Raw genomic sequence first — 25,716 nt, 5'->3', positions numbered from 1 at the left:
TGTCTACGATGGGCTGTAAGGCTCATGATGCTCGTTAGCCATCTCTCCTTGGGAAAAGACTCGCTAACGGTAAGGCAAAGTTGTTCAGCTTCTCTGGATCTTCAAGTATACTACCGTTTCTCATAATTTCTCCTATTTAGCAATGTTTGCAGCTTTTTTTTACTTATTTATGTAACTAAACTTAACAATTTAATTAATCTTTGTGAACTAACGAGCAAATACGGTTTACCGTACTAAAAGAATATGCATAGATTGGGAGACGCAAATAGAAATCCCCCACGAAGAGTTATTTTGGAGCCTTGGCGGAGCTTTCCTTGCTCCACTCCTGAATTCTTCTTGAATAATTTCACTTTGAACTTTGGAACAGCGTTCTCCATATATGCGGTTCCTCCTAGCCATTAATGTCCATCATTTGACCAGTGGGGGCGATCGCTAGATAATTTAATCACACCGTAAGAACGGCCAACCTGCCATAAAATAGAATTTTCATAACTCGTTCGTGGCTGATTAATACTAACTATACTTCCACTAGCGTTTTTGATATTTAAGGTTCCTGACCAAGTAATTTCCCAATCAATTGCTAATCTTTGGGTATGACGAGAGGTAAGAACAGGTCGAAAAGCAATATTATAAGCAGACACCATTTCTTTAGCAGCTTGGACAGAACCAGCATTGGTGTAATGTAGCCAATTAATATCTACATTAGGCATAGGTGGAACATCTTTGGCAGCAATTTCATTATTACTAATACGGAAAGCATAATGCATTAAATAAGCTCGTTCCGAGGGGCGGAATACTGAAGAGATATCAATATTAGCTCCGGCATTTTTTAAGGCTTGCTCAAAAGCTTGTACTTTTTGACGGAAGGGATAAGCTAAATCATCAATTAAGTCGCTGTCTGGGAAAACATTAACCCAGGCTTTTCCACTCAGTCGTTGTCTTAATTTTTTGGCGTATTCAGTTATGTTGTCTAAAGCCAACTCCAAATCAATACCAAGCTTGGTTTTTGTTGTATTAGAAAGCTGTTGAGCTAATTCGGCTCGGAAATTGATGTCTCTGATTTTATAAGTTTCGGCTAGTCCTTTTGTACTGTTGGGGCCAAAGTCTCCATCAGCTACTAACGGCGGATTCAAACGACCCATCGCTGTTAAACTTTTTTGTAAATCTTTGATCTCATTCTCTCCAAAGTTGAGATAGGTTAATAATTTTTCTCCAGCATTGGTATAGATAGCAAAATAAATTGCAAAACCTTGCTCTAGCGCTTTTTTATAAGTAGCAGTATCGACAATTCCCGTGACTGTTAAAGCATTACTAGTCTGATAATCACGAGTTGCTTGAGTTGTAATATTCCCAAAATCACCATCAACGGCAGCAATAGGAAAGTCATAATCTAAAAGAAATTTCTGCCAAGCAGTTACAATTAGCCCTTCGGATTTTTTCTGGAGAGTCGGAAGTTGCAAAGCTTGAAGTTTAAAGCTCATAGTTTTTATTGAATGAAACAATTGTGTTCAGTTAATTTTTATGTCACTATTCGTCGTATAATTTAAGTTAGTATCGCTGCCAATTTGGTATCTCGTACTTCATTAGAGCGATTGGAGTTCAATCAACGCTGTTTTGCAACCACTTTGGATTATAACATCCGCAGTTATATTAGCTTTTATCACGAATACTGAAAATAGAAAGTAGCTATCTCTTTCACTTGTTGGCAAATGTGGTCAGAAATTTTCTGGAACTCAGCCACAGCAAATTGCGTAGGCTAGGAAAAACCCCAAGCATCGCCCATGTTGTTGTCAAAGATCCGCCACTTCTGATTTGGGACGAGGATACTTTGCGTTAGGTAATGAAACCAAAGTGGCTATTCAAAAATCTCTGGCTATAATTACCCAAAATTGTATAACCATAGCGTAGGCAAAGCCCGCCGTAGGCATCGCTCATCGTTGTATATATAAACGCCTCTATCCTTTTGTCCTTTCTGTGATATCTTACGGTCAGTCGCTACGCCTAATATGTTAATTAAATTCATCCTATCAGGTGAGTCTAATGGGTGAGGTACAACAAACACGAAATATTGTACCTTGAGGCTATCAAATGGTTGTTTAGCACCCCAATTTATCGGCTCAAAAATTAGGAAGTAGATAATGAATGTAAACCAAATTATTGGAGATTCAAAAAATAATATTTTTGCAAACCTTGGTAAACATTTTTTTGCCTGGATGATGGCTTCAAGTAGTAGTAAATATGATAAAATTGTCAGCGATCGCAAACGTTCTCTTTTTGCTAATCTCCAAGGTAAAGTGTTAGAAATTAGCCCCAAAGCAGGCGCTAACTTACCCTACTATCCTAAAGATATCCATTGGATAGGAATCGAGTCAAACTCACAGACGCATTCCTCTCTTCAAAAACAAGCAGAAAAACTGGGTTTAAACATCGACCTCCGCATTGGGAATGCTGAATGGTTAGATGCCGAAGATAACAGCATCGATACTGTTGTTAGTACATTAGTTTTATGCTCTGTGCCAAATATAGATTATACATTACAGGCAATTTTAAGAGTACTTAAACCAGGCGGACGCCTCTTATTTATTGAACACGTTGCCGCACCTCAAGGAAGTTTATTGCGACAAATACAAAACACAGTTAGTCCAATTTGGAAAGTGATAGGTGATGGTTGTCATCCAGATAGAGAAACTTGGATAGCATTAGGAAATGCTGGTTTTAGTAGCATTCATTATGAGCGATTTGATGCACAATTACCAATTGTTAGCCCTCATATTATCGGCGTAGCGACAAAATAAAAGTATGAATAAACCCCCGACTAAAGTCGTGGGGTTTATGAGGTTTTCTACCAGAGATTTTATGGATTCTCGCGCAGGAAAGTATCAATATCATTTAGTTCTTGCTGATTGAGGCGAAAATCTCCAGCACCAATGATTCCTTCCACCTGCTTAGAATTGCGTCCGCCAACGATCGCCGCAGTCACCGCCGGATTATTTAAAGTCCAAGCGATCGCAACTTCACCTGGGGAGCGATCGTGTTGTTTACCAATGTGTTGCAACACTTCGACTAGCTTCAGGTTACGAGATAGACGTGGCTCCTGAAATTCACTACTGTTTTTGCGCCAATCATCATCTGGGAAATTAGCAACCCGCTCAGGTGTAATCGCCCCTGTGAGTAAGCCAGATTGCATCGGTGAATATACAATCACACCTATATTATTTTCCAAAGCAAAAGGCAGAATTTCTTTTTCGACATCGCGCTTTACCAGTGAATAAGGCGGTTGCAATGACGTAACTGGTGCGATCTCCTGAATACGTTTCAACTGTTCGACATTGAAATTGGAAACTCCGATATAGCGAACCTTTCCCTCATCCTTAAGCTTGGCCAAAGTTGTCCAGCCTTCTTCGATATCTGAGTCAGGGTTAGGCCAGTGGATTTGGTAAAGGTCGATGGTTTCAACGTCTAGTCGGCGCAGACTGGCTTCAACCTCCCGCCGCACAGAATCCGCTTTCAGACTGCGACCAATTTCGCCCTTTTCATCCCAGATCATTGAGCATTTCGTGAAAATGTAGGGGCGACTAGATCGACCTTTGAGTGCTTTAGCAACAACCTCTTCAGAATGCCCTAGACCATAAATAGCTGCGGTGTCAATCCAATTAACGCCGAGATCAAGAGCGCGATTGATGGCTGCGATCGATTCTTGATCGTTTTGCTCTCCCCAACCAAAAGCCCATCCACCGCCACCAATCGCCCAAGCACCAAAGCCGATTGGGGTAATGTTAAGCTCCGAATTGCCAAGCTGTTTGGTTTGCATATCTACCTTCTTCAAGAATTTTTGAGTCAATTGTTACTTTACGCTGCAAATATTTTCTCAACAGCTATCTGAGGTGTGAATTACTACTGGTGCAAATACGACAGCTAACCACTCTTGAATGTTGTGTTGATACACAGTACTTGTATACTAAATTTGCTCAAACATAGTAACATTTGTCAGTGTCGATCAAAATAGAGAAGCAATATGTTAGAAGATTTAAAAGGCAAAGTTGCGCTGATCACAGGTGCAAACAAAGGTATTGGGTATGAGATTGCCCGCCAACTAGGTTCTAGAGGCGCTACTGTTCTTGTTGGTTCAAGAGATATAAGACGTGGTGAAGAAGCGGCGAATAAACTTCGTTTCAGCGAGATCGATGCTCGAACAATTCAACTTGATGTGAGCGACCAAAAAACAATCGACTCTGCGGCTAAACAAATCGAGAGCGAATTCGGAAAACTTGATATCCTTGTGAACAATGCTGGAATAATAAGTGATGGCGATCGCCTTCCACCTAGTCAAGTTGATATTGAAACATTACGACATACTTATGAAACGAATGTATTTGGAGTATTTGCAGTTACAAAAGCGTTGTTGCCACTTTTAAAGAAATCAAAGGCAGGGCGAATAGTGAATTTATCAAGTGGTTTAGGTTCTCTAACCCAGAACTCCGATCCAAATTATGAATTCGCTGATTTTAAGCTTCTTGCTTATAACTCATCAAAGACAGCAGTGAATGCAATCACAGTTTTATTGGCTGCCGAACTTAAAGATACCCCAATTAAAATCAATGCTGCCGATCCTGGCTTTACCGCAACTGACATTAATCAATACCAAGGGTATCGCACTGTTGAGCAGGGAGCGATTCCAGTAGTGAGACTCGCTACTCTACCTAATGATGGTTCTAGCGGAGGATTTTTTGATGAAAATGGTGTGGTTCCTTGGTAAAAAGTAGAGGGCATTAGGCATGGGTTATTCCCCTTGTCCCATCGCCAGCTACGTGCAGCATCTCGTAGAGAGCATGATTACAAATTACTAAATTTACCGAATATTAACTTCTTGCAGGTAATTTACTCCTTGACGATATTCAACCTTAGTAACTGAGTTTTTAGGGACGAATAAATTTGTTCTTTTTGCAGAAGCTATCTTTTGGTTATCAGCAACCACCCGTTGTTTTTGAGTATACTCATTCAATTTGGCTTGAGCTTGAGCATAAACTAAAGTATCTTGGGGAATATTTTTGAGAAATTTTACAGCCCGATCAAAATCACCAATAGATGCTTTTTTATAGGCTTTCTGTAAAAAGTAGGCTGCTCTGATTTGCCGCTTTCGATTGTATTCAGCTAACTTGTCTTGAACTAAAGCACCCGCATGACTTTCTTGAGGAATTTGACGTAGATATTGTAAGGCAGCAGAAAAATCTTTGTCAGCGGCTCTTTCGTAAGCTTTTGTTAATAAATCTTGCGTCTGTATTTCAATGTTTACAGATGCTTTCTGAACTATTTTATCTGTTTTAGATTGCCAATATGCAATCTTGGGAACTTTTGCAGCAGCATGAAGAACATCTGACCATCTGCTCTCATGAAAAGCTAGTTGTGCTATTTCGTATTGCTGTGCAGCTACTTGCCATTGTTCTTGCCATTCTTCGATTGTGGCTTGCGCTTCTGGATAAACATTGCTGTGGGAGGGAATTGATTTAGCGAGTGCGATCGCTTCTTCCAAATCCCCTGCTTGATATTCTTTTGTTGCTTTATATAATGTATCTGTTTCTGAATATGCAGGTGCAGTATTAACTAAAGAATATACACCAAATCCCATCAATAAAGAATTAGCTGCCAATCCTACTTTCATTCCCGTTAATAATGGGGATGATTTTCCAGACACAGGATTTTTTGCTACTTCTAGAGAAAATTGAGAATCTCCCTCTAATGTTTCTGATGGCTGAGGTTCCCAAATTATTTGTTTGAGTACCCGCAGTACTTCACCCGCAGACTGAAAGCGGTCTTGGTGATTATAACGGATCATTTGGCTGAGAACAGCAGCTAGATAATCGTTAACTGGCGTGTTTTGAGAACGCCAAAAAATTTCATTAGTAGAAGGATCGGTTTTTAATTGTAGTGGTTCTAGCCCTGTTAAAGCCTGGATAGCAATCATACCCAAAGCATAAATATCACTATTGGGCTGTGTTTGACCAATAAATTGTTCTGGTGGTATGTATCCCAATGAAGTGACGGGAATTCTATAAATGGGCAATTCTGCACCTATGCCAAAATCGATCGACTGGATTGAGCCAAAGTCAATCATAACTAACTTGTTATCAACAGTACGTCTGATCAAGTTTTCCGGTTTGATATCGCAATGGATCACGCCTTGAGAGTGGACAAATTCTAGAATACTTAAGACATCTATCAAAAATTCTACAACTTCGCTTTCAGTCCACAGACACCCGAAATGTTGATCGATGGGCAATTCCGCAGTCAGCGCATGTCCTTCAATACACTCTTGCACTATATAAAATCGCTCGTTTTCTTCAAAACAGGCGATGAATTCAGGAATTTGGTCATGACTTCCCAGAAGCTTGAGGGTTTCAGTTTCAGTCAGAAACAGTAACCTCAACATATCCAAGTAGCCGGATTCGGAACTGCTAACTTTAATTTGCTTAATAACGCATTTGGGATTCTCTGGATAATCTACGTCTACAGCAATGTATGTTTGTCCAAACACCCCTGCACCGAGGCTTTGGACAACTTGGTAACGCCCTTGTAGTAATTTACCGATTATGTGGTGGGTCATGACCTGGTTACTCAGTAAGTCCTTTTATCTAGTTTTTCTGACATTCCCTCCTGTTTCCGGAATACTTTAGAAATAAATAATCAGAATTTTGACACTTTAAATACAAGTTAATTTTTTTAAGTATTTTTGCTTATAAAAAATATTTTTTGAGTAAAACAAATACCTCGTATTTTGTTTCCGAAGTATTGGCGGTGCTACATTCTTAACTAGGAGATTGATGTTTATAATAGCTGCCTTGTAGAAAAAATACCTTACAATGTGCAATTGTCCAGCAAGTGCTAAAGGCAACGGGAAGAGAAAGAACGTAAACGGCAAAAAGAGCAAGAGAGAAATGGGGAAAGAAAAAACCTTTACCCTTTACCCTTGACTTAGGAATCTCTTGTCTAATCTTGAGTCTTTTGTTGATATATTTGCGGCGCAAGAATCACTTGAATTTGCTTTTCGTGGCATTTTTGAGAAAAAATGCTAATTTGCTCGGACTCGCCTCCTTCAATTGACAAAGATCGCAAAAATCCTTGAAATCCTAAAAAAGCTAATTCATAAATAGCTTTCTGACTAAAAACACCTTCAAAATAGCCCGTGTGGGTATCAACACCTTGAGGATCTCTATTGTTAAAAGACTTCCGAATAAATGCCAAGGTGAGTAAAATATAATTCCCAAAATTTATCGCTGGCTTTTGAATGGCAGAACTAACTATTCCGATCTGATTCATCCGGTTATCTTTATAATCTGTACAGTCAAAATATGTAAATAAATCTGCGGGTTGTACTAAGTCTTCTGAAATCTCAGTTATCTCTTCAAGTTTTCTATGTTCGCTACTAGAAGAACGAATTTCTAAATATTTATAAGGATTATCAAGTCTGTAACCTTTGCCATAGTCTTGTTTGTGTAAATTAACAACTCCATATCTGGGTGTGTGACCCACTAAATCATTTTTATTGTTGAAATGTTTAACTGTTATATTACCAAGCCTGTACCCACTAATACGAGTTCGTGATGGGAAACTAAAATAATTTGCGGCAGTAGAGGTAAATCGTAACGCTAGGTCTCCTTCATTACAAAATATATAAGCTTCTTCACAACGACGTAAAGAAGAACGAAGAAAATTAGCACGTCCTGGCAAGATACTTTCTACAGGAATATCAGGTGCAACTAGCACAAGTCTGCCCAATCGAAATACATTGCCGATATCCGAATTAGGTTTTTTATTAATAGATTTAACATCAAAAACATCAGAGAGAATCCGAATTACATCTGTAACTACAAAACACCCCATACTATGACTAACAAAAGATAATTTAATACGCTTATTTGGGGGAAATTTTACAGTGTAATCCAACTGTCTGATCAATTCAACTAAATCTGTAGTTCCATAATTACTTGCTCTGTAAGTATCACGAAAATAAGTAGATATCCTGAGAATAATTAATGTCAAGATAATTGAAGATATAATCCCAGATAAAATTAACATCGCTGTGAAAAAGTGGACGGCACTATTACTCAAAATATTTAGGAATAATAAAGTTATGGTCGACCATATACTAATTGTTAGTCCCAAAACTAAATTAATAGCTAGTAAAGTTGGTAGAGAAGAAAGTGCGTTGATTAGCTTTTGCCCAAAGGAACCAGACTCATCCGTTTTTATAGGATTTTCTGATGGCCATCTATATCCGATAAAAATATACTTATTTGGTTGTTCAATATGCGTATTAACATATTCATAAATCTTTTTGCACCCCGTCTCTGTATCCGATGGTGTAGAACTATATCCATGAATATTTATAATGATTTCTGGGTCGGGGCTTGATTGCAAACTTTTAGAAATTTTCTCAATCATGTCTTGGGCTGAAGGTTCAGCTTCTCCATCATTGATATTAAAAAACTTTTTATTCGCAACTGGTGACAAATACCTATTAGAATTCTCTTCTTCTGTCTCAACGTTCAGTTTCGCAGTACTAACTACTAAATAACCAGGTATTTTTTCCTGATTATTTTTTTTAAATTCGTAAATTTTATACGGTTGATTGTCTGGCAGACTCTGATTGTCAGGATAGGTCATTAGGTCTATTTCCTTTTAAAAAAAACTTTTCTAGTCCACCTGGAGTAGCCAAAATCAGCATTTTAGCTAGGTGCAGAACCAATATTTTTAAAACGTTAGTAATTTTCCAAAAATAAATATTGCCTTTCTATGCTCAGAATATTCTACCTCTAAGTTTCCGTATCTTCCTCAACTACCTCAGATTTATCTTGTAATGGCTTCACCACTCGCGCGATCGCTTCCTGAATAAAAGCTTTAATAAATTCATCTCTGCGATTAATTTGAAACTGTCGCTGTACAACTTCCGTCATTCCCCCATCACCCCAATCTTGGTCATGACGAAAATATTCAATGAAACTTTTGCCGGCAATTCGCGTTAAATAAGCTGCTGTCACACCTTGAATTGCTCTACCAATAATAAAGGTGGCAACATTGAGTTGCAACGCTGTAGATAATAATTGAATTGCTCCTTTGACAATGCCCAAACTGGCGATGGTTTTCGCTAAAGAAAGAGCTAATTCTCGTCCTCGTTCCATATTCAATTCACAGCCATACACTCTACCAATTTCCACAACCATTTGAGCGTTGACTGCGGCTGTTGCCAATAAATCTACAACTGGTATGGGCGTAACTGATACCACACCAGCACCAATCCATTGAAACCGTTCCACGATTTTGTCAGCTTGACGGCGACGCTGCCCATCAATGAGTTTTCGCGCCTCGTCTCCCAGTCGCAGAGATTGCAAAAGAATATTATCCGCCACCAAATCTTCACCCTCAGCTCGTAAAACAGCAGCCGTGCGGCGCAGCAACGGAACAATATCGGGTTCCGGCTGGAAGGTTTCGCCAGTTTCGAGTTGTGCAGGTTGGGGATTAGCTGCGATCGCTACCACATCATTAGTAGCAATAAATCCCCGTACCCGTTGACGCAATCTCGCAAGGATGGATTCTTTATCTTCATCTGTATATAAATCAGTTTTGTTGAGAATTAGAAGCGATCGCTTGCCAATTTCTGCCAACCCCCGCAACGGCTCATATTCTGAGCGTCGTAAATCATTGTCCACCACAAACAACAGTAAATCTGCTTCTGTCGCCAGTTCTCGCGCCATCTGTTCCCGTTCCGTTCCCGCCACCCCCGCTTCTAAAATCCCCGGCGTATCTGTAATTAAAATCTTACGTTCTAATCCCTTCAACCGCAGACAATAGGTTTCTCCAACCTGAGTTGTACCCATTGGTGCATCCACCTGACCAACCATGCGTCCCATAATTGCATTAACTAGGGAAGTTTTGCCTGCACTCCCCGTACCAAATACCACAACTTGAATTTCACCCCGTGCGAGGTTGGCTTCAATCTCTCGCGATCGACTTAATAAAGCTTGGCGTGTGACTTCATCTTGAATTTGGGCTACCTGTTGCCGTACAGCCTGGAGAGTTGTAGAAGCTGCATCAGATTTAGCAGCCGGAATTTGTGCCGCAGTCGCCCGCTTCGGGTTGCGACGCGATCGCTTTTCCCCAGTTCTAATCACCAATACATAATAAACAAAAGCGGCAACCAAAGCTCCAATGAGGATAATCAGCAGCAACAGCAGCAAATTGCCTAGCAACGGCGAATAGGATAATTGCCAATAGAGGCGTGATAGGGAATCAATTAGCCATAGGGCTAGCCCCAAAATGACAATTAGACCGACAATCAGCGTTACTATGCGTGACAGAGGCATGGCTGGGAAAGATTAGTAAATATTCAGTAGGTAGATGCTTCTAATCTTAATAGTTTCAGCATTTTTTACCAGAGTAGTGGGAAGTGGGAAGGGGGCAGGGGGCAGGGGGAAAACAGGCTTTTTTGATAAACTAACAAGGCTTACTCCATTTTTTGCATCTTTAAAAAATTGCAACAATATTTCTTTCAATTTTAATATGCATACTATTACTAAAAAGTCAATAAATAATTCCTGGGCTGGTGCGATCGCAGAACCAGCAAAAGAATTTCCTCTTACTCAACTGTCAATTATTTCTGGCAAAATCCCAGATGGTTTACGTGGGACACTTTACCGCAATGGCCCTGCACGGCTAGAACGTGGTGGCGAACGCGTGGGACACTGGTTTGATGGAGACGCGGCAATTCTCGGCGTTCATTTCACAGATGCAGGAGCTACCGGAGTCTATCGCTATGTGCAAACAGCAGAATATCAGGCTGAAACTCAAGCGGATAGGTTTCTTTATGGTGTCTATGGGATGCATCCGCCAGGGCCCATCTGGAAGCGCTGGGGACAACAGATTAAGAATGCAGCGAATACCTCTGTCTTGGTCTTACCTGATAAATTGTTGGCTTTATGGGAAGCAACCAATCCATACAGCCTTGATTTGCAAACCTTAGAAACCAAGGGATTGGATGATTTAGGTGCTTTGGATAACGGATTACCTTATTCTGCTCATTACAAGCGTGATTCAGAAACAGGCGAGATTTTTAACTTTGGAATCAGTATCGGCAGTTCTGTACAACTGAATCTCTACAAAAGCGATACTACTGGCAAAATTATCCAAAAAACTGCTTTTAAGCTAGATCGCTACTCGATAATACATGATTTTATTTTAACTCAAAGGTATCTGGTGTTTTTCATGCCACCAATGCGGATGAAAATGCTGTCAGTTTTGCTAGGTGTGACTACCTTTAGTGAATCTCTGTTGTGGGAACCTCAATTAGGAACCCAGGTGTTAATCTTTGATCGCGAAAACTTATCCTTAGTAAGTCGTGGTGAAACCGATCCTTGGTTTAATTGGCATTTTGGCAATGGCTATGAAGATAAAGACGGTTCCGTGGTTTTGGACATGGTGCGATATGCAGATTTTCACCAAACTAATGAGTATCTCAGAGAATTCGCAAGTGGTAAGACGCACACAGTAACTCAAGGAACATTGTGCCAAGTCCGCCTCAATCCTCAAACTGCTAAAGTGTCCGCAATACAGGAAGTTGTCAATCGCAAGTGTGAATTTCCCGTAGTGCAGCGGTCACAAGTTGGGCAACCTTGGCGCTATACTTATGTATCATTAATGCCCCAAAGAGGGGATATAGACAAAGAATGGTTCGGTGCGATCGCTCGCTTCGACTACAAAACCGAAACCCTCACCGAAGCAGACTTAGGCGAAAACCGCTATCCTTCAGAACCCATCCACGCCCAAGATGCCCAAAACCCTGAACAAGGCTGGGTTCTAACCGTTGTATACGATGGTAATCCTCATAGTAGTGAAGTTTGGGTATTTGATAGCGATCGCCTGGATGCAGAACCAGTTTGCAAACTAGGATTACCTAGCGTTATTCCCCACAGTTTCCACGGCACTTGGAACCCAGCTTAACAATTTCGGGAAGAAGCAGGGGAGTAGGGGAGACAAGGGGACAAGGTGACAACAGGTAAGAACTTGCAACAAGTCTTTGCCCTTGTCCCGAATGGCACTAAGAAAAGCGGAAAAGCTTATCAATTAAGCAGTTTGTAATTGTTTACGTAATTCATGCCGGGGTTTTGTCATTAAGGGGTAAATTTTGGGGCGACGTTTACGAACTCGTGGTTGACTTCGACCTGGGCGGTCGGGAACAGCCTTGTGAGCAATAACTTTTAGCAAAGTACGATAAATTCGGAGTCCATTCACGGACATCCAATAGCATCTCATATCATGTCCGCTTGATTACTTACTAAACCTCAAGAATCCCACCCCGCCAAAGCTGCGCTTTGTCTCCCCTCCCCGCTTGCGGGGAGGGGTTGGGGGTGGGGTGCAATGACTGTGGAAATCATAACTAATTATGCGGACATGATATCACCTATTTGATAGGCGCAAAGGAGGAGTCGTATAAGTAGTGCCTGCCGACCACATTAAGCTACGAAGTAGATTGTAAGCAAGCAAATAAACATAAATTTCTTTGCGTACCATTGAGGGGATTTTACATCGTAGAATATCCATACCCAAGGTAGTTTTTATATGTTTTAAATCCAGTTCAACATCCCAATATTTACCGTAAAGTCCAACAATTTTGAGAGTAGAATAAATTGATTTATCTAAGATAGTAGTAATTAAACTAACTCGTTGAGTACGAAAACCAAGAATAACGATGTAGTAGTAAATTTCTCTTACAATTATGGTTTGAAGTAGAGCATCAAATTCATCTTTACTCAATCCTTTTGGACAACTTCTAGGCTTATACCAAGTAACTAATTTGTCACAATCTCCAACAATTTTACCTTTTGGCATACCTTTTGGCATAGTTGTTGTACGAGATTGATGCTTACGAAATACAGCATCAAAATCAAGCTTTTTGATAGTAAACATATCGGCGTAAGCACAAAAACCTCTATCTCCTATAAGCACATCATTGGGTTTAAGAGAACTGTACAGTTTTCTTGCTAATTTAATATCATGAGTGTTCAAAACGTCTATGAATAAAGCAACGGCGGCTCCTGTCACCAAACTAAATATCACACCAATTGGAAACCCACATCCGGGCTTTTGACTACTTGGCCTTTGGATATTGTTTTTGGTTTTCTACGGTGTCCGGCATAGACACTGTTGACCCATTTATTACTTTGATATTGCGACCACACCATAAATGTTCTTCTGTCACTTTATCTTGTAGATTTTGTACTGAGGAGTTGAACAGTTTTTTTTTCTAATAATCTCTCTGGAAGCCTTGCTCTGGCGCAGACAATATCCGCTTGTATCACTTGTTCGCGGAGCGTCTCGAAAAGAAGGAACTTCTACCTCTTTTTCTGCTAAGGTATTTCTTCACAAGATCCTCACATTCTTCTTGTAGTTTTCATTGTAACTTTTAAATTGAACATACCTATCTAGAGTTTCTCCCGGCTGGCAGGGCTACTCATAGATGACATCTTTGCCAGCGAATATCTCTGAATCAAACTTATAACCGAGGGGATTGATATGGCAGACATTATTGGAGACAACCAGAATAACACTCTAATTGGCACGTTTGAGAATGACGCTATCCTTGGTCAGGGCGGTGATGATAACCTCTTTGGTCGGGGCGGCAATGATGACCTCTTGGGTGGGGCTGGCAATGACTCGCTTAATGGCGAGGACGGCAATGACCTTCTCAATGGTGAGGACGGCGAGAACACCCTGCTTGGTGGGTTAGGCGATGATGTCCTCCTTGGTGGCTCTGGCAATGACCTTCTCGATGGCGAGCAGGATGACGATCAACTCCTTGGCAAAGGCGGTGACGACACCCTGCTTGGTGGGTTCGGTAATGATGCTTTCCTTGCTGGATCTGGCAATGACCTTCTCGAAGGTGGGGACGGAAATGACCGACTCGCTGGAGAAGACGGTAACGACCAACTCTTTGGCGGGGAAGGGTTTGACACCCTTCTTGGCGGGGCTGGCGATGACCAGGTTGATGGTGAGGATGGCAATGACAACTTGACTGGTCAGGCTGGCGATGACACCATCCTTGGCGGGGCTGGCCATGACCGACTAGAAGGAGGGGACGGGGATGACAAAATCTTTGGTGGGAGTGGCAATGATACTGCTGACTATTCAAATAGCACTGCCGGTGTCACCGTCAACCTGGCGACTGGAACCGCCAGTGGTGGGGCAGGGAATGATGTCCTGTTTAATATCGAACAAGTCTTTGGTTCTGGTTTCAACGATTCCCTAACTGGCGGGCGCGGTAATGACAACCTCTTTGGTAGAGGTGGCAATGACCTGCTTGATGGTGGAGTTGGCAATGACCTGCTGGATGGCGAGGAAGGCAACAATATTGTCCGTGGTGGGGCTGGCGATGACACCTTGCGTGGTGGGACTGGCAATAACCAACTCTTGGGTGGAGTTGGTGTTGATACTGCTGATTATTTCAGTGCCACTGCCGGAGTCACGATTAACCTTGCCACTGGAACCGCTACAGGGCAGGGCAGGAATGATGTCCTGTTGGAGATTGAAAGAATCGTTGGTTCTAGGTTCAATGACACCATCCTTGGCGGAGCTGGCAATGACTTCTTCATCAGTGCTGGGGACGGGAATGACTTTGTCAATGGTGAGGCTGGTAATGACCGCCTCTTTGGCGATAACGGCAATGACACCCTCCTTGGCGGGGCTAACGACGACTTTATCAATGGCGGGTACGGCGATGACTCCCTGCTTGGCGGTAGCGGCATTGACATCCTGCTTGGTGGGGCTGGCAATGACCAACTCTTTGGTGAGGACGGGAGTGACACTCTCATTAGTAGAGAAGGCAATGATACCCTGCTAGGCGGTAGCGGCAATGACATTCTGCTTGGTGGGGACGGCGACGACCAACTCCAAGGTGGAGGCGGGGATGACCAACTCTTTGGTGGGACTGGCATTGATACTGCTGATTATTTAAATGCCACTGCCGGAGTCACCGTTGACCTTGGCGCTGGAACTGCCAGTGGGGGAGATGGGAATGATGTCCTGTTCAATATCGAGCAAGTCTTTGGTTCTAGTTTTAACGACTCCCTGATTGGAGGAGGCAGCAGTGATACCCTCTTTGGCAGAGGCGGCAATGACACCTTGCTTGGTGGGGATAGTGATGACTTTCTTGATGGTCAGGAAGGTAATGACCTCGTATTGGGCGAGAATGGGAATGACAGCCTGTTTGGCGGGGCTGGCAATGACCAAATCGAAGGAGGAGAAGGCGATGACACCCTCCGTGGCGGGGTCGGCAATGACACTCTCCTTGGAGGGCCTGGAAATGATGTCCTCATAGGCGTTGATACTAACGGTTCTGATTCTCCTGGATTAGGGGAGGTTGATACCCTAACTGGAGGGCCTGGGGAAGATCAGTTCTTACTTGGAGATGCTACTAATGTCTTCTATGACGATAACAACATTGGAAATAGTGGTTTGGCAGACTACGCTACCATCAGTGGCTTCAACTCCAACGAAGATACAATCCAGCTCAAAGGAACACTGGCAGACTATCGCTTGCAGACTGTGGGAGCCGATACAAGGGTATTTCTGGACAACTCAGGAGAGCTAGATGAACTCATTGGTGTTGTGCAAGCATCGCCTCTGAAGCTTGATAGTGACGACTTCCTGTTCTACGAGAAAGAAGATGCTGCACAAGGGACAAACAACACACTAGCCACTGCTGAGAAGCTAGGTACTTTAACATCAGGTTCAGAAGTTAATACCTCTGCTCAACTGGCAAGACTTCCAGGGAACAATCCTGATTTCGACTTTTTCACATTTTCTTTAGCTAACCCAGGAACTGTGACTATTAACACGCCGAATTACAGTGGTAACTATCCAGTTCTCGGCCTATTTAATAGTGCTGGGAACTTACAGAGTTCCAGTACTTCTCAATCAATCACCGCTTCACTAGGGGCAGGTACTTACTCCATTTCAGTAAGTGATTATGATTACTTCCCTCAAAATGGCGGAACTTTCAGTTCTGGCTCTTTTGATCCTGGTTCTTATACGCTAGGAATCACTGTAGTCTAAAGACAAATGGTACTAAGAAAAGCCGAAACAGTCGCCTACGCAGCCAAGCGTCCACTGCTATTAACGAATCAATACTTGTAATGCTTATATAGCATAGTTTACAGCTTTTCTTAGTGCCATTTGCCCTTGTCCCCAAGTCCTCTTTCCCATGTCCATTCACTCTAGTCTTTGATAATTGCTAAGTGTAAAAACGTAGTATCCTAGATATTGGTATCTAAAAATAAGTCCAAAATCATGAGGAGAAACCCGATAGCATTACTACTTAGCGGAGTGATTGTCAGCTTTGGACTGTCATCATTGTTAGCTCAAGCACAACAACAGGTTTCTAATGCCCAAGTCGCGGCAATGGTAGAGGCGTTGCGACTAGCTGCACCGCAGACCGGCACCGCAAATGATGGACTTTACAGCCAATGGCAAGTTCAACCAGAAACCTTAAAAGGCTGGTCGAAATATTGTCTCAAACAAGAATTAACACCAACGCAGTTTGAAAATAGCCCCGCGAAGGCACGTCAAGTTGTTTCTTGCATCACGCGCCGTGAGTTTAACAAGCAATTTCTCGCCACCAATAATAATGAAACCGCTGCTGTGCGTGGCGTCGGTTGCTGGTGGATGACTGGCAGCTATACAGGCTGCAACAGCGGATTTACTGCTACATATCTTCAAAAAGTTGTGGGTTTTTACCAACAGCAGCGTTCAAAACCAGCAACTACTCCATAGATATCACCAAATTAATCGCCGCGATGTGGCTATAGAAATATGAGTGAAAAAGAATGTAGAGACGTAGCAGTGCTAAGTCTTTACAAGGGTTATGGATAACGCATATTTAATTTCACCAAATATCTAACGATCAAGCGATCGCAATTAAGTAAAATCAACCCCTATGTGTCTATATTGACTTTAATACAGAGTTTTAGCTTTAACCCAACCGTATTGAGTTATATCTAAACTAGGGATTGTTTGAACTTTGCCAATGCTGTTAGAATGCATCGATGTCAAAAAAGCAACATTTCTTAAACAAAAAAGCCGGTTGGTCTTTGGATGAGCGAGATCCAAAGTTCATAGAATCTCTGATGCCCCTGTTTGGCTTTTTGTATCACTACTATTTCCGAGTTCAAACTAGTGGCTGGGAGAATATTCCACCCCAGCAAAAAGTTTTATTTGTCGGTTCGCACAATGGGGGACTCGCGGCACCCGACATGGCAATGATGATGTACGACTGGTTCCGACAATTTGGCGTAGAGCAACCCATTTATGGTTTGATGCATCCCAAGGCTTGGCAGGTTAGCCCACCACTAGCGCAGATGGCCGCCAAGGCTGGAGCAATCATCGCCCATCCGAAAATGGCTTATACTGCCTTGCGCTCTGGAGCGAGTGTGTTAGTTTATCCCGGTGGAGCCGAAGATGTTTTCCGACCGCATTATTTACGTAACAAAATCTACCTTGCGGGGCGACAAGGATTTATCAAGTTAGCGTTACGGGAAAACGTGCCGATTGTGCCTGTGATTTCCTGGGGCGCTCACGATACACTCATTGTCATCGCTGACTGCTACAAATTTGTACAGCAACTCCACGAGTGGGGGATGCCTTGGCTATTAGGTATCGATCCAGAAGTTTTTCCAATCTATCTCGGACTGCCTTGGGGATTAGCAATTGGCCCATTACCCAATATTCCATTGCCAGTGCCCATGTATACGCGGGTTTGTCCGCCAATTGTATTTGAACGCTACGGCCGTGAAGCAGCTAGCGATCGCTACTATGTCAATGAATGTTATGAATTAGTTGTTAGTCAGATGCAGCAAGAGTTAGATAACTTAATAAAGCTAACGGCTCAGACCAATTCTCTTTAAATAGTTATGAGTTAGAAGTTTTGAATCTTTAATTTATCACTCCTAACTCCTAACTCCCAACTCCCAACTCCCAACTCCCAACTCTAACTCCTAACTCCTAACTCCTAACTGTTTTCCTAGCCGCCACTGACTGGTGGAATCAACACAACCTCATCCCCATCTTGTAGTAGGGTATCTGGTTCGACAAATATCAAATTAATCCCAAAACGGGTTAAATCGCGCCATTGGGAGAGTTCAGGGTGTTCAGCTATGAGGCGATCGCATACTGCTTTGACTGGCATACTATTAGGAAATTCCAGCACTAGTTCCGAAACCCTAAAGGCTTCTTGATAAGCAGCGAACAATTTGACGGTAACAGTAATTACAGATTTAGACATATAACATACTTTGGCAGTACGAGCAAGTATTTTAATAGTTGCCAAGAATGTAAACAAATGTTCAACATAACTTATGTATGTTTTGCTTCCCCGCCCCTTGTGCGTGAAACAAATTTAAGTATACGTGGACATCCTCTAAGCGTACTACTACGGAGAAGCAAGCTACGCGGTAGCATCTCTAAGAGTTGCTAGGCCGTTGGCTTACTCCTGCAAGTGTCGCAGACAAGCCTCTCGTACCATTTTGTGGAAGCAAGTTACGCATAGCGTCTCACTTTGTGAGAAGAGAAGGCTTTACGCTGCGCTAGCGTCAATCTAAAATTGCAAATCGTTCGACTGAGCGTAGTCGTTCGCGTAGCGTTCCGCAGGAAAGTCTAAAATCCCAAATTGTTTAACTATTCAGCATTTAGGATTTTTGGCACTTTGAAAAATTCGCCTTCCTGTTCAGGCGCACCGTTGAGAATACTTTCCCGGTCAGGATAGGGTTGCAATTCATCCTCTCGTGTGATGTTGCTGACATCAATTGCACGTGTTGTTGGCAGCACATCACTGACATCAAGTTCATTCAATTGTTCGATATAGTCCAGAATACTTCCCAACTGGGTAGTGAATTGTTTCTCTTCTTCTGGAGTCAATTCTAAACGAGCAAGATTAGCAACTTTGTGAACTTGTTCTTGGTCAATCATAAATTGTCATTTGTCATTGGTCACTTGTACTGAGCGAAGCCGAAGTATTGGTCATTTGTCATTGGTCATTGGTCATTAGTCCTTAGCAAATGACAAAGAACTAATGACTAATGATTAAAAGAATACGTCAATTTGCGATCGCCCAGTGGTTTTTAGCCAGTTTTGAGCTTCGACGTAGTTATTGGGGGCCATGCGAATCGCACGAATCCAATAGTCTGCTGCTTGGTCAAAAAGTGCTTCGCCAGCCTCGTTATCTCCAGCTTCTTTTTCTTTTTCGCCTTGATAGTGGTAAATCACAGCGATGTTATTCAAGGCTTGGGGCATACGTGGGTTTAACTCAATTGCCTGATGATACAGTTCTAAAGCCTTGCTGTGGTCGCCATTGCTGGCATAAATTAGCCCCATATTATAGAAAATATAGCCGCGATCGTTGGTATCTTCCTCTAGTGTTAGAGCTTCTTCATAGTATTCCAATGCCTCAGCATATTCCCCTTCCGCTTGGGCCGACATACCATCTCGATAATAAACAAACGCTTCTTTAGCTTTTTTGTTGGTTGGCAGGATCTTCAGAATGATATCCGCCATCACAGTAAAGGATTTGTCAATAAAATTATCGTTCTTTTGTGTTCTTGGCATATTTCTCTCTGGGTATCGGGGACTGGATATTGGGGACTGGGGACTGGGACTGGGACTGGGGATGGTGGGGCCCCCTCTGGGGATAAGGGGTAATGGGGACTGGGTATTGGGGACTGGGTATTGAGCAATAATCAATAGTTTTTCTTCCCCTGCTTCCCCTGCATCCCCTGCTCCCTCATCTCCCCAATTCCATAGTTCACTCAATAGCTAATTTAACTGATTTGCGGGGTCATTCTTCTCGCTGAGGGGTACGATACATTCTGAACTATTATGTCGAGAGTTATTTACCAAGATGCTAACTGGATATGCAGTCATTGCTGGCGCTGGATAGGGACGCAATAACTGCTGTAAGGTTTGGGCTGTTTGCACTTGGGAATCTAGCCATAAATCGTAATCTTGTGGTTCCAGAATCACTGGCATCCGCTCGTGGATGGGTTGGAGTAATTCGTTAGCTGCCGTTGTCAAAATTGTACAAGAAATTATTTCTTCGTTAGCAGGCGAACGCCATTTCTCCCACAAACCTGCAAAACCGAAGGGTTGCCCATCTTGAAGACGAAAATAAAATGGCTGCTTCTTACCTTGTTGGCGTTGCCACTCATAAAAGCCATCAGCTAGCACTAAACAGCGTCTGTGCTTAAAAGCCGAACGAAAAGCGGGTTTTTCGGCAACAGTTTCTGCCCTAGCATTAATCAGCTTTGCCCCCATTCCTGCATCTTTCGCCCATGACGGAATTAATCCCCAATGCAACTGCTTAAATTCCCGCTTTTTGCTTTCAGGATTTTGTAACACTGTCGCCACCATTTTCGTAGGCGCAATGTTATATTCCGCTGCCAAATCGGGAACAGACTCGACATGGAAAACTTCAGATAATCCTGCCGCCGAATGGTTTAGAGTAAATCTTCCACACATAGTTTTCTTTTCGACCATTAACTAAATAAAACATCTCAATCTAGAAATAAATAATATTTTTTTTGTTTTCTCGAATAATTTCCTGTAGTACGTTCAGATACTAAATACAAAAAAAATATCCGGTTTTGGGAAAATCTTTTGGTAAAATGTTGTATTTTGAACCTTCACTTCTCAACACATTCCTAACTGTATTTTAACATGGAACTACTGCATCTGTACGATTTTTTACCTTCTGGCCATGGTTATAAGATACGTCTTTTATTGACACAACTAGGTATGCCTTTTGAGAGAATAGAGCTTAACATCTTAAAAGGCGAGACTCGAACACCAGAATTTTTAAGTAAAAATCCTAACGGTAAGATACCTGTTCTGGAAATCGAGCCAGGGAAATATTTGGCAGAATCAAATGCCATATTGGTTTATCTGAGTGAAGGTACAGAGTTTTTACCTTATGACCGCTTTTTACGAGCGCAGGTGCTGCAATGGTTATGCTTTGAACAATATAGCCATGAGCCTTTTATTGCTACATCAAGATTTTGGATTTCTATTTTAGGTAAAACTGAAGAAGATAGTGAAGCTATCAAACAAAAACGTGAACCAGGTTATGCAGCACTTAGCTTGATGGATAAACATTTAACTTCTCAAGATTTTTTTGTGGGAGAACGTTACACGATTGCTGATATCGCTTTGTTCGCTTACACTCATGTAGCTGATGAAGGTGGGTTTGATTTAACACAATATCCTGCTATCCAAACTTGGATAGAAAGAGTCAAAACTCAACCAAGGTATATCAGTATTACACAGGCATAAAAATTAGATTTTGCAAGTTTCTATCTCTCGTTTCTTATCTCTAGTAGAGAATGTACTGGGTAGAATGTAGCTCACATTCAGAAGGCAGCAAACAAAGTCTTCACAAAATATATTATTAAGCAGCAGTTAGGTATTCGTATCAATTTCCATCAGCTTTTGCCGAGAGGAGAAACCTGACTTAATTCTGATATAAGACTTGGGCACATCAAATTTATCTGCTAGTAGTTTAATTAACTCTTCATTAGCCTTACCATCAACTGGGGGCGATTTTAAATAAACAGTCAGACTACCATCGGGTTGTTCTTCAATTCTTTGCTGTTTTGAATTAGGTTTAACCTTGACTGTTTTTTGCATAACCAATTCCGTGTAATTGTCGTAGCCACAACCAACCTAAAACAGAACCCAATAAATAATGAGGAAAATCCCACCAAACAAAGGTCGTACCAAGTAACAATTTACCTATCAATGTAGCGCGAATTTGCTCTAATAGTGGCGGATGCCAAAGTTGCAATAATTCTAGTATACAGGTGATGATAAAAACCCATATAGGAATTTGGATTACCGCTGCTCGACTTCTGAAAAACCAAAATGCAAACAGACACCAAAATATTTCGTAAAATACAGCTGCTCCGTAGTCATTAAACCAGTGATGCGCAGGCCCATTATAATACTTAAACAAAAATCCCATCGGTACAACGATGAGTACAGAAATAAGAATAAATATTGTTTGGTTACGGTATCGAAGCATTTTCTATAGACTAGAGACTATGCAATATTTTAGCAACAGAACGACTAAACCTCATCTACCTTGAGAACCGTAGTTTTGTCGGTTGGGTGCAGCGATAGCGTAACCCAAGATAAAATTTGGTGGTAATGTTGGGTTGCGTTTCACTCCACCCAACCTACATAAATATATCTTTTAAAAAACTCTAGATTTCAACATAGATGAGGTTTATAAGTCTCGTTTGGGTACTAGGGAAGACAATATAAGTAAAATTTGGTTAGGGTCTGAATCGCCATTCAAATTTTCAATAGTCCCCAATTTACGCGCTCTGGTTTGGCTTCATTCCCCTTTCAATCCTACATATAGGATTACTATAGTATTACTATTTGATTTTTGAACAACACGTAGGGTGTGTTATCGCGAAGCGTAACGCACCATTTTCAAGGGTTTGGTGCGTTAGACTAAAGTCATAACGCACCCTACAAATACTTAATTTTTTTCAGAAATCAAACCGGATTCCTATAGGTTATTGCTCCAAATACAGAGTTTGGATGTATTGATATATAAGGAAGCAATATATAACTAAATATTCATATTTATCATTCCACAGCATAGATAAATATTATTTTGTAATTAAACATAATAGTTTTTTAACAAAAAAATGATATTTAAACCTAACTTCATGACAAACGCCATCAAGCTAAAAAGCTGGCAACATCAACATTAACCAAACAAATCAGTAGATTTTACAAAATATTTAATTTCAGGTTTACAAACATATATCAATTTATTATAAATCAGATTTATTAAGGTTTTTTAAGATTTGATAAAAATAGTTCCTGTAACCTTATACTTCATGATAATTACATAATTACAGCATGGGTTCAAAAAGTTGGGGAAAAACCAAAATATTTTACCTAATTACTTAATATTTTGCGTAATCAATTAATGGATTTTCAGAAAATAAATTATCTTATTTTGTAGAGTAAGCGTTTCGCTTACAACAAAAGACTGGCTTTTTTGGTCAGCCCACAGTAAGTAGTTGGATATTTTTTCTTGAGAAGTTCCTAACTAAATAGTTAATGTTTTTTAACATGAGATTATGCAAATTAAAAGTAATCTACATTGAACCGATCAATAGTTCTTTGATTGATGCTGAACTTACATATTTAGTGAGAAATTTAGGAGAGATAATATGGCTTTCGGTACTACAAATCCTGACACGATAAATGGCAGTTTGGGAAATGACACCATAGTTGGTTGGGCTAGTGGTGGTAACGCCAATAGTGCCTCCGGTAACGATATCTTGAATGGCTTGGCTGGTAACGATTCCCTCGCAGGTGGCACGGCGAACGACAGTCTCAGTGGTGGAGATGGCAATGATACACTTGATGGAGGCACAGGAAACGACACTTTAAAAGGTGGTGCAGGCAGTGACACCTTTAAAGGCAGTCAGGGTAACGACAACATTGATGGTGGAGACGGCATTGATACCGCAGACTACACTCAACTCGGTCAAACTATTACCTTATCAGGTGTTGGAACTATTCAAAAAGCTGGGGGATTGGGAAAAGACCTACTCTTTAAAGTCGAAAAGGTTATTGCTAATCCTAATGTTGCCAACAACACCATCGATGCATCCCAATCTTTGCCTGGGGTATTTATTACCGCTAACCTGCAAACCCAAAGTTTAGCTGCCAATAAGGTTCCTGGTTTAGGAACATTGTCATTTACCGCAGTCAACTTTGATAATGTCATCGGCACAAATGCAAATGACATCATTGTTGGCGATAACCAAAATAACCAATTATCCGGTAATAATGGCAATGATACACTTGATGGGGGTGTAGGAAATGACACTTTAAAAGGTGGTGCAGGCAGTGACACCTTTAAAGGCAGTCAGGGTAACGACAACATTGATGGTGGAGACGGCATTGATACCGCAGACTACACTCAACTCGGTCAAACTATTACCTTATCAGGTGTTGGAACTATTCAAAAAGCTGGGGGATTGGGAAAAGACCTACTCTTTAAAGTAGAAAAGGTTATTGCTAATTCTAAGGTTGCCAACAATACCATTGATGCATCTCAATCTTTGGCTGGGGTATCTATCGCCGTTAACCTGCAAACCCAAAGTTTAGCTGCTAATAACGTTCCTGGTTTAGGAACATTGTCATTTACCGCAGTTAACTTTGATAATGTCATCGGCACAAATGGAAATGACAGCATTGCTGGTGACAACCAAAATAACCGATTATCCGGTAATAATGGCAATGACACACTTGATGGTGGTGTAGGTATTGACACTTTGAATGGAGGAGCAGGTGACGATACTTACATTGTTGACACTACTCTTGATACCATTACAGAGACTGCGAATTCAGGCATAGATACCGTCCGGTCTTCTGTCAACTATACACTAGGAGCCAATCTGGAGAACCTGAGGCTGAGGGAAGGTGGCAACATTACCGGGATAGGTAACAGTTTTAACAACTTTATTTTTGGTAATACTTCTGATAACACTATAAATGGAAGAGCAGGCGATGATACCCTAGACGGTAATAATGGCAATGATATCCTCAATGGTGAGGACGGCAATGATAGCCTACAAGGCGGGCCGGGCAATGAAATACTCAATGGGGGATCTGGAAACGATATCCTCATCGGTACTTTTCCTGGTAGTCCGCTTCCACCTGGATTAGGGGAAACTGATACCTTAACTGGCGGGACTGGGGCAGATAGATTTATTCTGGGGGACGCTGTAAATATTTTCTACGACGATAACAATACTACGAATCCTGGTTTTGGAGACTTGGCTTTTATTACTGACTTCAACTCTAGCCAAGACCGAATTGAACTCAACGGATTTTCGCAGGATTACCGCTTGCAAGTTGTTGGAAGCAACACACGAATATTTTTAGACAAACTGGGAGCAGAGCAAGATGAGATCATCGGTATTGTGCAGGGGGTAGTGGGTCTCACACTTGATAGTGACAGCTTCACTTTTCTATGAGCGGAAAAATACTGGATAAAGTACAAACAATATACTTGCCAGCCCTGAAGGGTTAGGTTGCTTATCATCAGGCTCAAACATTAATCTTTCAGCCCAGATTGCCACAGTTCAACTGGGAGACGATCGCGATTTAGACTTTTTTAAATTTTCTTTAGCAAATCCAGGAACTGTGACTATTAAGACAGTGACATCGGGAGATACAGTTCTCGGATTGTTTGACGATACTGGGATTGGGACTTTACTGGAAACAAACGACGACAGTGGCGGTAGCAATTCGTCATTAATTACCCGTTCCCTGAGTGCAGGTACGTACTACATTTCAGTGAGTAAATATGCTTTATTGCCTGAAGATGGCGGAACTTTCTCTGGTAGCAGTTCTAATCCTGATTTTTCTTATACACTAGGAGTCAGTTTTGCATAAAAACTTTGCCAACTTAAGAAAGTACTAATATCAGAAGGCAGATTCGAGGATACTTTTCCTCGTGGCTAGGGGAACAGGGCTGCGTGTTCTCCCTTGTTCGATATAAGACTTATTTACAAGCCACTACTTATCTGCGGGGGCAACACATCTTAATTATTTCTAATCGATTAGCGTTCTAAAATTATCTTGATAATT

General features: G+C 41.5%; 22 protein-coding genes. 9 read left to right on the top strand and 13 right to left on the bottom strand.

Going from position 1 to position 25,716, the window contains the following annotated elements; translation table 11 throughout:
* Positions 1–398: 398 nt before the first annotated feature.
* A complete protein-coding gene (locus tag V7K61_RS27055; protein ID WP_335058208.1) occupies positions 399–1,481 on the bottom strand; it encodes a peptidoglycan-binding domain-containing protein in 1,083 nt (360 codons plus the stop codon).
* 657 nt (positions 1,482–2,138) lie between these two features.
* Between V7K61_RS27055 and V7K61_RS27050 the strand changes: the two genes are divergently transcribed.
* Entirely contained in the window at positions 2,139–2,795 is a 657-nt protein-coding gene (locus V7K61_RS27050; protein ID WP_335058205.1) for a class I SAM-dependent methyltransferase, read from the top strand.
* 59 nt (positions 2,796–2,854) lie between these two features.
* Here the strand turns inward: V7K61_RS27050 and V7K61_RS27045 are convergent, their stop codons facing one another.
* Entirely contained in the window at positions 2,855–3,811 is a 957-nt protein-coding gene (locus V7K61_RS27045) for an aldo/keto reductase (protein WP_335058203.1), read from the bottom strand.
* A 204-nt stretch (positions 3,812–4,015) separates the two neighbouring features.
* Here V7K61_RS27045 and V7K61_RS27040 point away from each other — a divergent pair, with 204 nt between their 5' ends.
* Entirely contained in the window at positions 4,016–4,756 is a 741-nt protein-coding gene (locus V7K61_RS27040; RefSeq protein ID WP_335058201.1) for an SDR family oxidoreductase, read from the top strand.
* Between the two features lie 93 nt (positions 4,757–4,849).
* Here V7K61_RS27040 and V7K61_RS27035 read toward each other — a convergent pair whose 3' ends face one another.
* The 3 genes from V7K61_RS27035 to V7K61_RS27025 form a co-directional block, all read right to left on the bottom strand.
* Positions 4,850–6,601 carry a serine/threonine-protein kinase gene (locus tag V7K61_RS27035; RefSeq protein ID WP_335058199.1) on the bottom strand — a complete coding sequence of 584 codons (1,752 nt, stop codon included), beginning with the start codon at positions 6,599–6,601 and terminating at the stop codon, positions 4,850–4,852.
* A 383-nt stretch (positions 6,602–6,984) separates the two neighbouring features.
* Positions 6,985–8,661, bottom strand: coding sequence for an alpha/beta hydrolase (locus V7K61_RS27030; RefSeq protein ID WP_335058198.1), 1,677 nt, complete (start codon positions 8,659–8,661; stop codon positions 6,985–6,987).
* Between the two features lie 149 nt (positions 8,662–8,810).
* Positions 8,811–10,358 (bottom strand): YcjF family protein, encoded by a 1,548-nt coding sequence (locus V7K61_RS27025; RefSeq protein WP_335058197.1) that lies wholly within the window; start codon positions 10,356–10,358, stop codon positions 8,811–8,813.
* Positions 10,359–10,554: 196 nt separating this feature from the next.
* On the opposite strand from V7K61_RS27025, the gene V7K61_RS27020 reads away from it, so the two are divergent.
* Positions 10,555–11,991 carry a carotenoid oxygenase family protein gene (locus V7K61_RS27020; protein ID WP_335058195.1) on the top strand — a complete coding sequence of 479 codons (1,437 nt, stop codon included), beginning with the start codon at positions 10,555–10,557 and terminating at the stop codon, positions 11,989–11,991.
* A 123-nt stretch (positions 11,992–12,114) separates the two neighbouring features.
* Here the strand turns inward: V7K61_RS27020 and V7K61_RS27015 are convergent, their stop codons facing one another.
* The gene (locus V7K61_RS27015; RefSeq protein ID WP_335058373.1) at positions 12,115–12,288 is read right to left on the bottom strand and encodes a hypothetical protein; all 174 of its coding nucleotides are present in this window, start codon (positions 12,286–12,288) and stop codon (positions 12,115–12,117) included.
* A 159-nt stretch (positions 12,289–12,447) separates the two neighbouring features.
* Positions 12,448–13,092 (bottom strand): transposase, encoded by a 645-nt coding sequence (locus tag V7K61_RS27010; protein WP_335058193.1) that lies wholly within the window; start codon positions 13,090–13,092, stop codon positions 12,448–12,450.
* 471 nt (positions 13,093–13,563) lie between these two features.
* On the opposite strand from V7K61_RS27010, the gene V7K61_RS27005 reads away from it, so the two are divergent.
* The 3 genes from V7K61_RS27005 (at position 13,564) to V7K61_RS26995 (ending at position 17,948) form a co-directional block, all read left to right on the top strand.
* Entirely contained in the window at positions 13,564–16,101 is a 2,538-nt protein-coding gene (locus V7K61_RS27005; RefSeq protein WP_335058191.1) for a calcium-binding protein, read from the top strand.
* Between the two features lie 234 nt (positions 16,102–16,335).
* Positions 16,336–16,818 (top strand): hypothetical protein, encoded by a 483-nt coding sequence (locus V7K61_RS27000; RefSeq protein WP_335058189.1) that lies wholly within the window; start codon positions 16,336–16,338, stop codon positions 16,816–16,818.
* 272 nt (positions 16,819–17,090) lie between these two features.
* Positions 17,091–17,948 carry a lysophospholipid acyltransferase family protein gene (locus V7K61_RS26995; protein WP_335058187.1) on the top strand — a complete coding sequence of 286 codons (858 nt, stop codon included), beginning with the start codon at positions 17,091–17,093 and terminating at the stop codon, positions 17,946–17,948.
* Positions 17,949–18,064: 116 nt separating this feature from the next.
* On the opposite strand, the gene V7K61_RS26990 is transcribed toward V7K61_RS26995, so the two are convergent.
* The 4 genes from V7K61_RS26990 to V7K61_RS26975 all read right to left on the bottom strand — a co-directional run bounded on the left by V7K61_RS26990 (position 18,065) and on the right by V7K61_RS26975 (position 20,553).
* Positions 18,065–18,325, bottom strand: a complete 261-nt coding sequence (locus V7K61_RS26990; protein WP_292732168.1) for a MoaD/ThiS family protein — start codon at positions 18,323–18,325, stop codon at positions 18,065–18,067.
* Positions 18,326–18,717: 392 nt separating this feature from the next.
* The gene (gene gatC / locus V7K61_RS26985; RefSeq protein WP_335058185.1) at positions 18,718–19,008 is read right to left on the bottom strand and encodes an Asp-tRNA(Asn)/Glu-tRNA(Gln) amidotransferase subunit GatC; all 291 of its coding nucleotides are present in this window, start codon (positions 19,006–19,008) and stop codon (positions 18,718–18,720) included.
* A gap of 114 nt (positions 19,009–19,122) precedes the next feature.
* A complete protein-coding gene (locus tag V7K61_RS26980; protein ID WP_335058361.1) occupies positions 19,123–19,644 on the bottom strand; it encodes a photosystem I assembly protein Ycf3 in 522 nt (173 codons plus the stop codon).
* A gap of 207 nt (positions 19,645–19,851) precedes the next feature.
* Positions 19,852–20,553, bottom strand: coding sequence for an SOS response-associated peptidase (locus V7K61_RS26975; protein ID WP_335058359.1), 702 nt, complete (start codon positions 20,551–20,553; stop codon positions 19,852–19,854).
* A gap of 198 nt (positions 20,554–20,751) precedes the next feature.
* Between V7K61_RS26975 and V7K61_RS26970 the strand changes: the two genes are divergently transcribed.
* Entirely contained in the window at positions 20,752–21,363 is a 612-nt protein-coding gene (locus tag V7K61_RS26970; RefSeq protein ID WP_335058183.1) for a glutathione S-transferase family protein, read from the top strand.
* A 126-nt stretch (positions 21,364–21,489) separates the two neighbouring features.
* Here the strand turns inward: V7K61_RS26970 and V7K61_RS26965 are convergent, their stop codons facing one another.
* A complete protein-coding gene (locus tag V7K61_RS26965) occupies positions 21,490–21,717 on the bottom strand; it encodes a DUF167 domain-containing protein (RefSeq protein WP_335058181.1) in 228 nt (75 codons plus the stop codon).
* Positions 21,695–22,111: a ribosomal maturation YjgA family protein gene (locus tag V7K61_RS26960; protein ID WP_335058179.1), complete on the bottom strand. Its 417-nt coding sequence runs from the start codon at positions 22,109–22,111 to the stop codon at positions 21,695–21,697. The genes V7K61_RS26965 and V7K61_RS26960 overlap by 23 nt, the downstream gene beginning before the upstream one ends.
* A 1,171-nt stretch (positions 22,112–23,282) precedes the next feature.
* Between V7K61_RS26960 and V7K61_RS26955 the strand changes: the two genes are divergently transcribed.
* Positions 23,283–25,100: a calcium-binding protein gene (locus V7K61_RS26955; RefSeq protein WP_335058177.1), complete on the top strand. Its 1,818-nt coding sequence runs from the start codon at positions 23,283–23,285 to the stop codon at positions 25,098–25,100.
* A gap of 31 nt (positions 25,101–25,131) precedes the next feature.
* Positions 25,132–25,521 carry a PPC domain-containing protein gene (locus tag V7K61_RS26950; protein ID WP_335058357.1) on the top strand — a complete coding sequence of 130 codons (390 nt, stop codon included), beginning with the start codon at positions 25,132–25,134 and terminating at the stop codon, positions 25,519–25,521.
* Positions 25,522–25,716: the final 195 nt, after the last annotated feature.

Origin of the sequence: Nostoc sp., from assembly GCF_036918015.1 — a bacterium.
Lineage (GTDB): Bacteria > Cyanobacteriota > Cyanobacteriia > Cyanobacteriales > Nostocaceae > Nostoc.
The sequence above is the reverse complement of the archived record's forward strand: the minus strand, read 5'-3'. Positions and strand labels throughout refer to the sequence as shown.

Coding starts and splice junctions, on each gene's coding strand:
- V7K61_RS27055 (WP_335058208.1), bottom strand. CDS start 1,481: ATGAGCTTTAAACTTCAAGCTTTGCAACTTCCGACTCTCCAGAAAAAA.
- V7K61_RS27050 (WP_335058205.1), top strand. CDS start 2,139: ATGAATGTAAACCAAATTATTGGAGATTCAAAAAATAATATTTTTGCA.
- V7K61_RS27045 (WP_335058203.1), bottom strand. CDS start 3,811: ATGCAAACCAAACAGCTTGGCAATTCGGAGCTTAACATTACCCCAATC.
- V7K61_RS27040 (WP_335058201.1), top strand. CDS start 4,016: ATGTTAGAAGATTTAAAAGGCAAAGTTGCGCTGATCACAGGTGCAAAC.
- V7K61_RS27035 (WP_335058199.1), bottom strand. CDS start 6,601: ATGACCCACCACATAATCGGTAAATTACTACAAGGGCGTTACCAAGTT.
- V7K61_RS27030 (WP_335058198.1), bottom strand. CDS start 8,661: ATGACCTATCCTGACAATCAGAGTCTGCCAGACAATCAACCGTATAAA.
- V7K61_RS27025 (WP_335058197.1), bottom strand. CDS start 10,358: ATGCCTCTGTCACGCATAGTAACGCTGATTGTCGGTCTAATTGTCATT.
- V7K61_RS27020 (WP_335058195.1), top strand. CDS start 10,555: ATGCATACTATTACTAAAAAGTCAATAAATAATTCCTGGGCTGGTGCG.
- V7K61_RS27015 (WP_335058373.1), bottom strand. CDS start 12,288: ATGTCCGTGAATGGACTCCGAATTTATCGTACTTTGCTAAAAGTTATT.
- V7K61_RS27005 (WP_335058191.1), top strand. CDS start 13,564: ATGGCAGACATTATTGGAGACAACCAGAATAACACTCTAATTGGCACG.
- V7K61_RS27000 (WP_335058189.1), top strand. CDS start 16,336: ATGAGGAGAAACCCGATAGCATTACTACTTAGCGGAGTGATTGTCAGC.
- V7K61_RS26995 (WP_335058187.1), top strand. CDS start 17,091: ATGTCAAAAAAGCAACATTTCTTAAACAAAAAAGCCGGTTGGTCTTTG.
- V7K61_RS26990 (WP_292732168.1), bottom strand. CDS start 18,325: ATGTCTAAATCTGTAATTACTGTTACCGTCAAATTGTTCGCTGCTTAT.
- gatC (WP_335058185.1), bottom strand. CDS start 19,008: ATGATTGACCAAGAACAAGTTCACAAAGTTGCTAATCTTGCTCGTTTA.
- V7K61_RS26980 (WP_335058361.1), bottom strand. CDS start 19,644: ATGCCAAGAACACAAAAGAACGATAATTTTATTGACAAATCCTTTACT.
- V7K61_RS26975 (WP_335058359.1), bottom strand. CDS start 20,553: ATGTGTGGAAGATTTACTCTAAACCATTCGGCGGCAGGATTATCTGAA.
- V7K61_RS26970 (WP_335058183.1), top strand. CDS start 20,752: ATGGAACTACTGCATCTGTACGATTTTTTACCTTCTGGCCATGGTTAT.
- V7K61_RS26965 (WP_335058181.1), bottom strand. CDS start 21,717: ATGCAAAAAACAGTCAAGGTTAAACCTAATTCAAAACAGCAAAGAATT.
- V7K61_RS26960 (WP_335058179.1), bottom strand. CDS start 22,111: ATGCTTCGATACCGTAACCAAACAATATTTATTCTTATTTCTGTACTC.
- V7K61_RS26955 (WP_335058177.1), top strand. CDS start 23,283: ATGGCTTTCGGTACTACAAATCCTGACACGATAAATGGCAGTTTGGGA.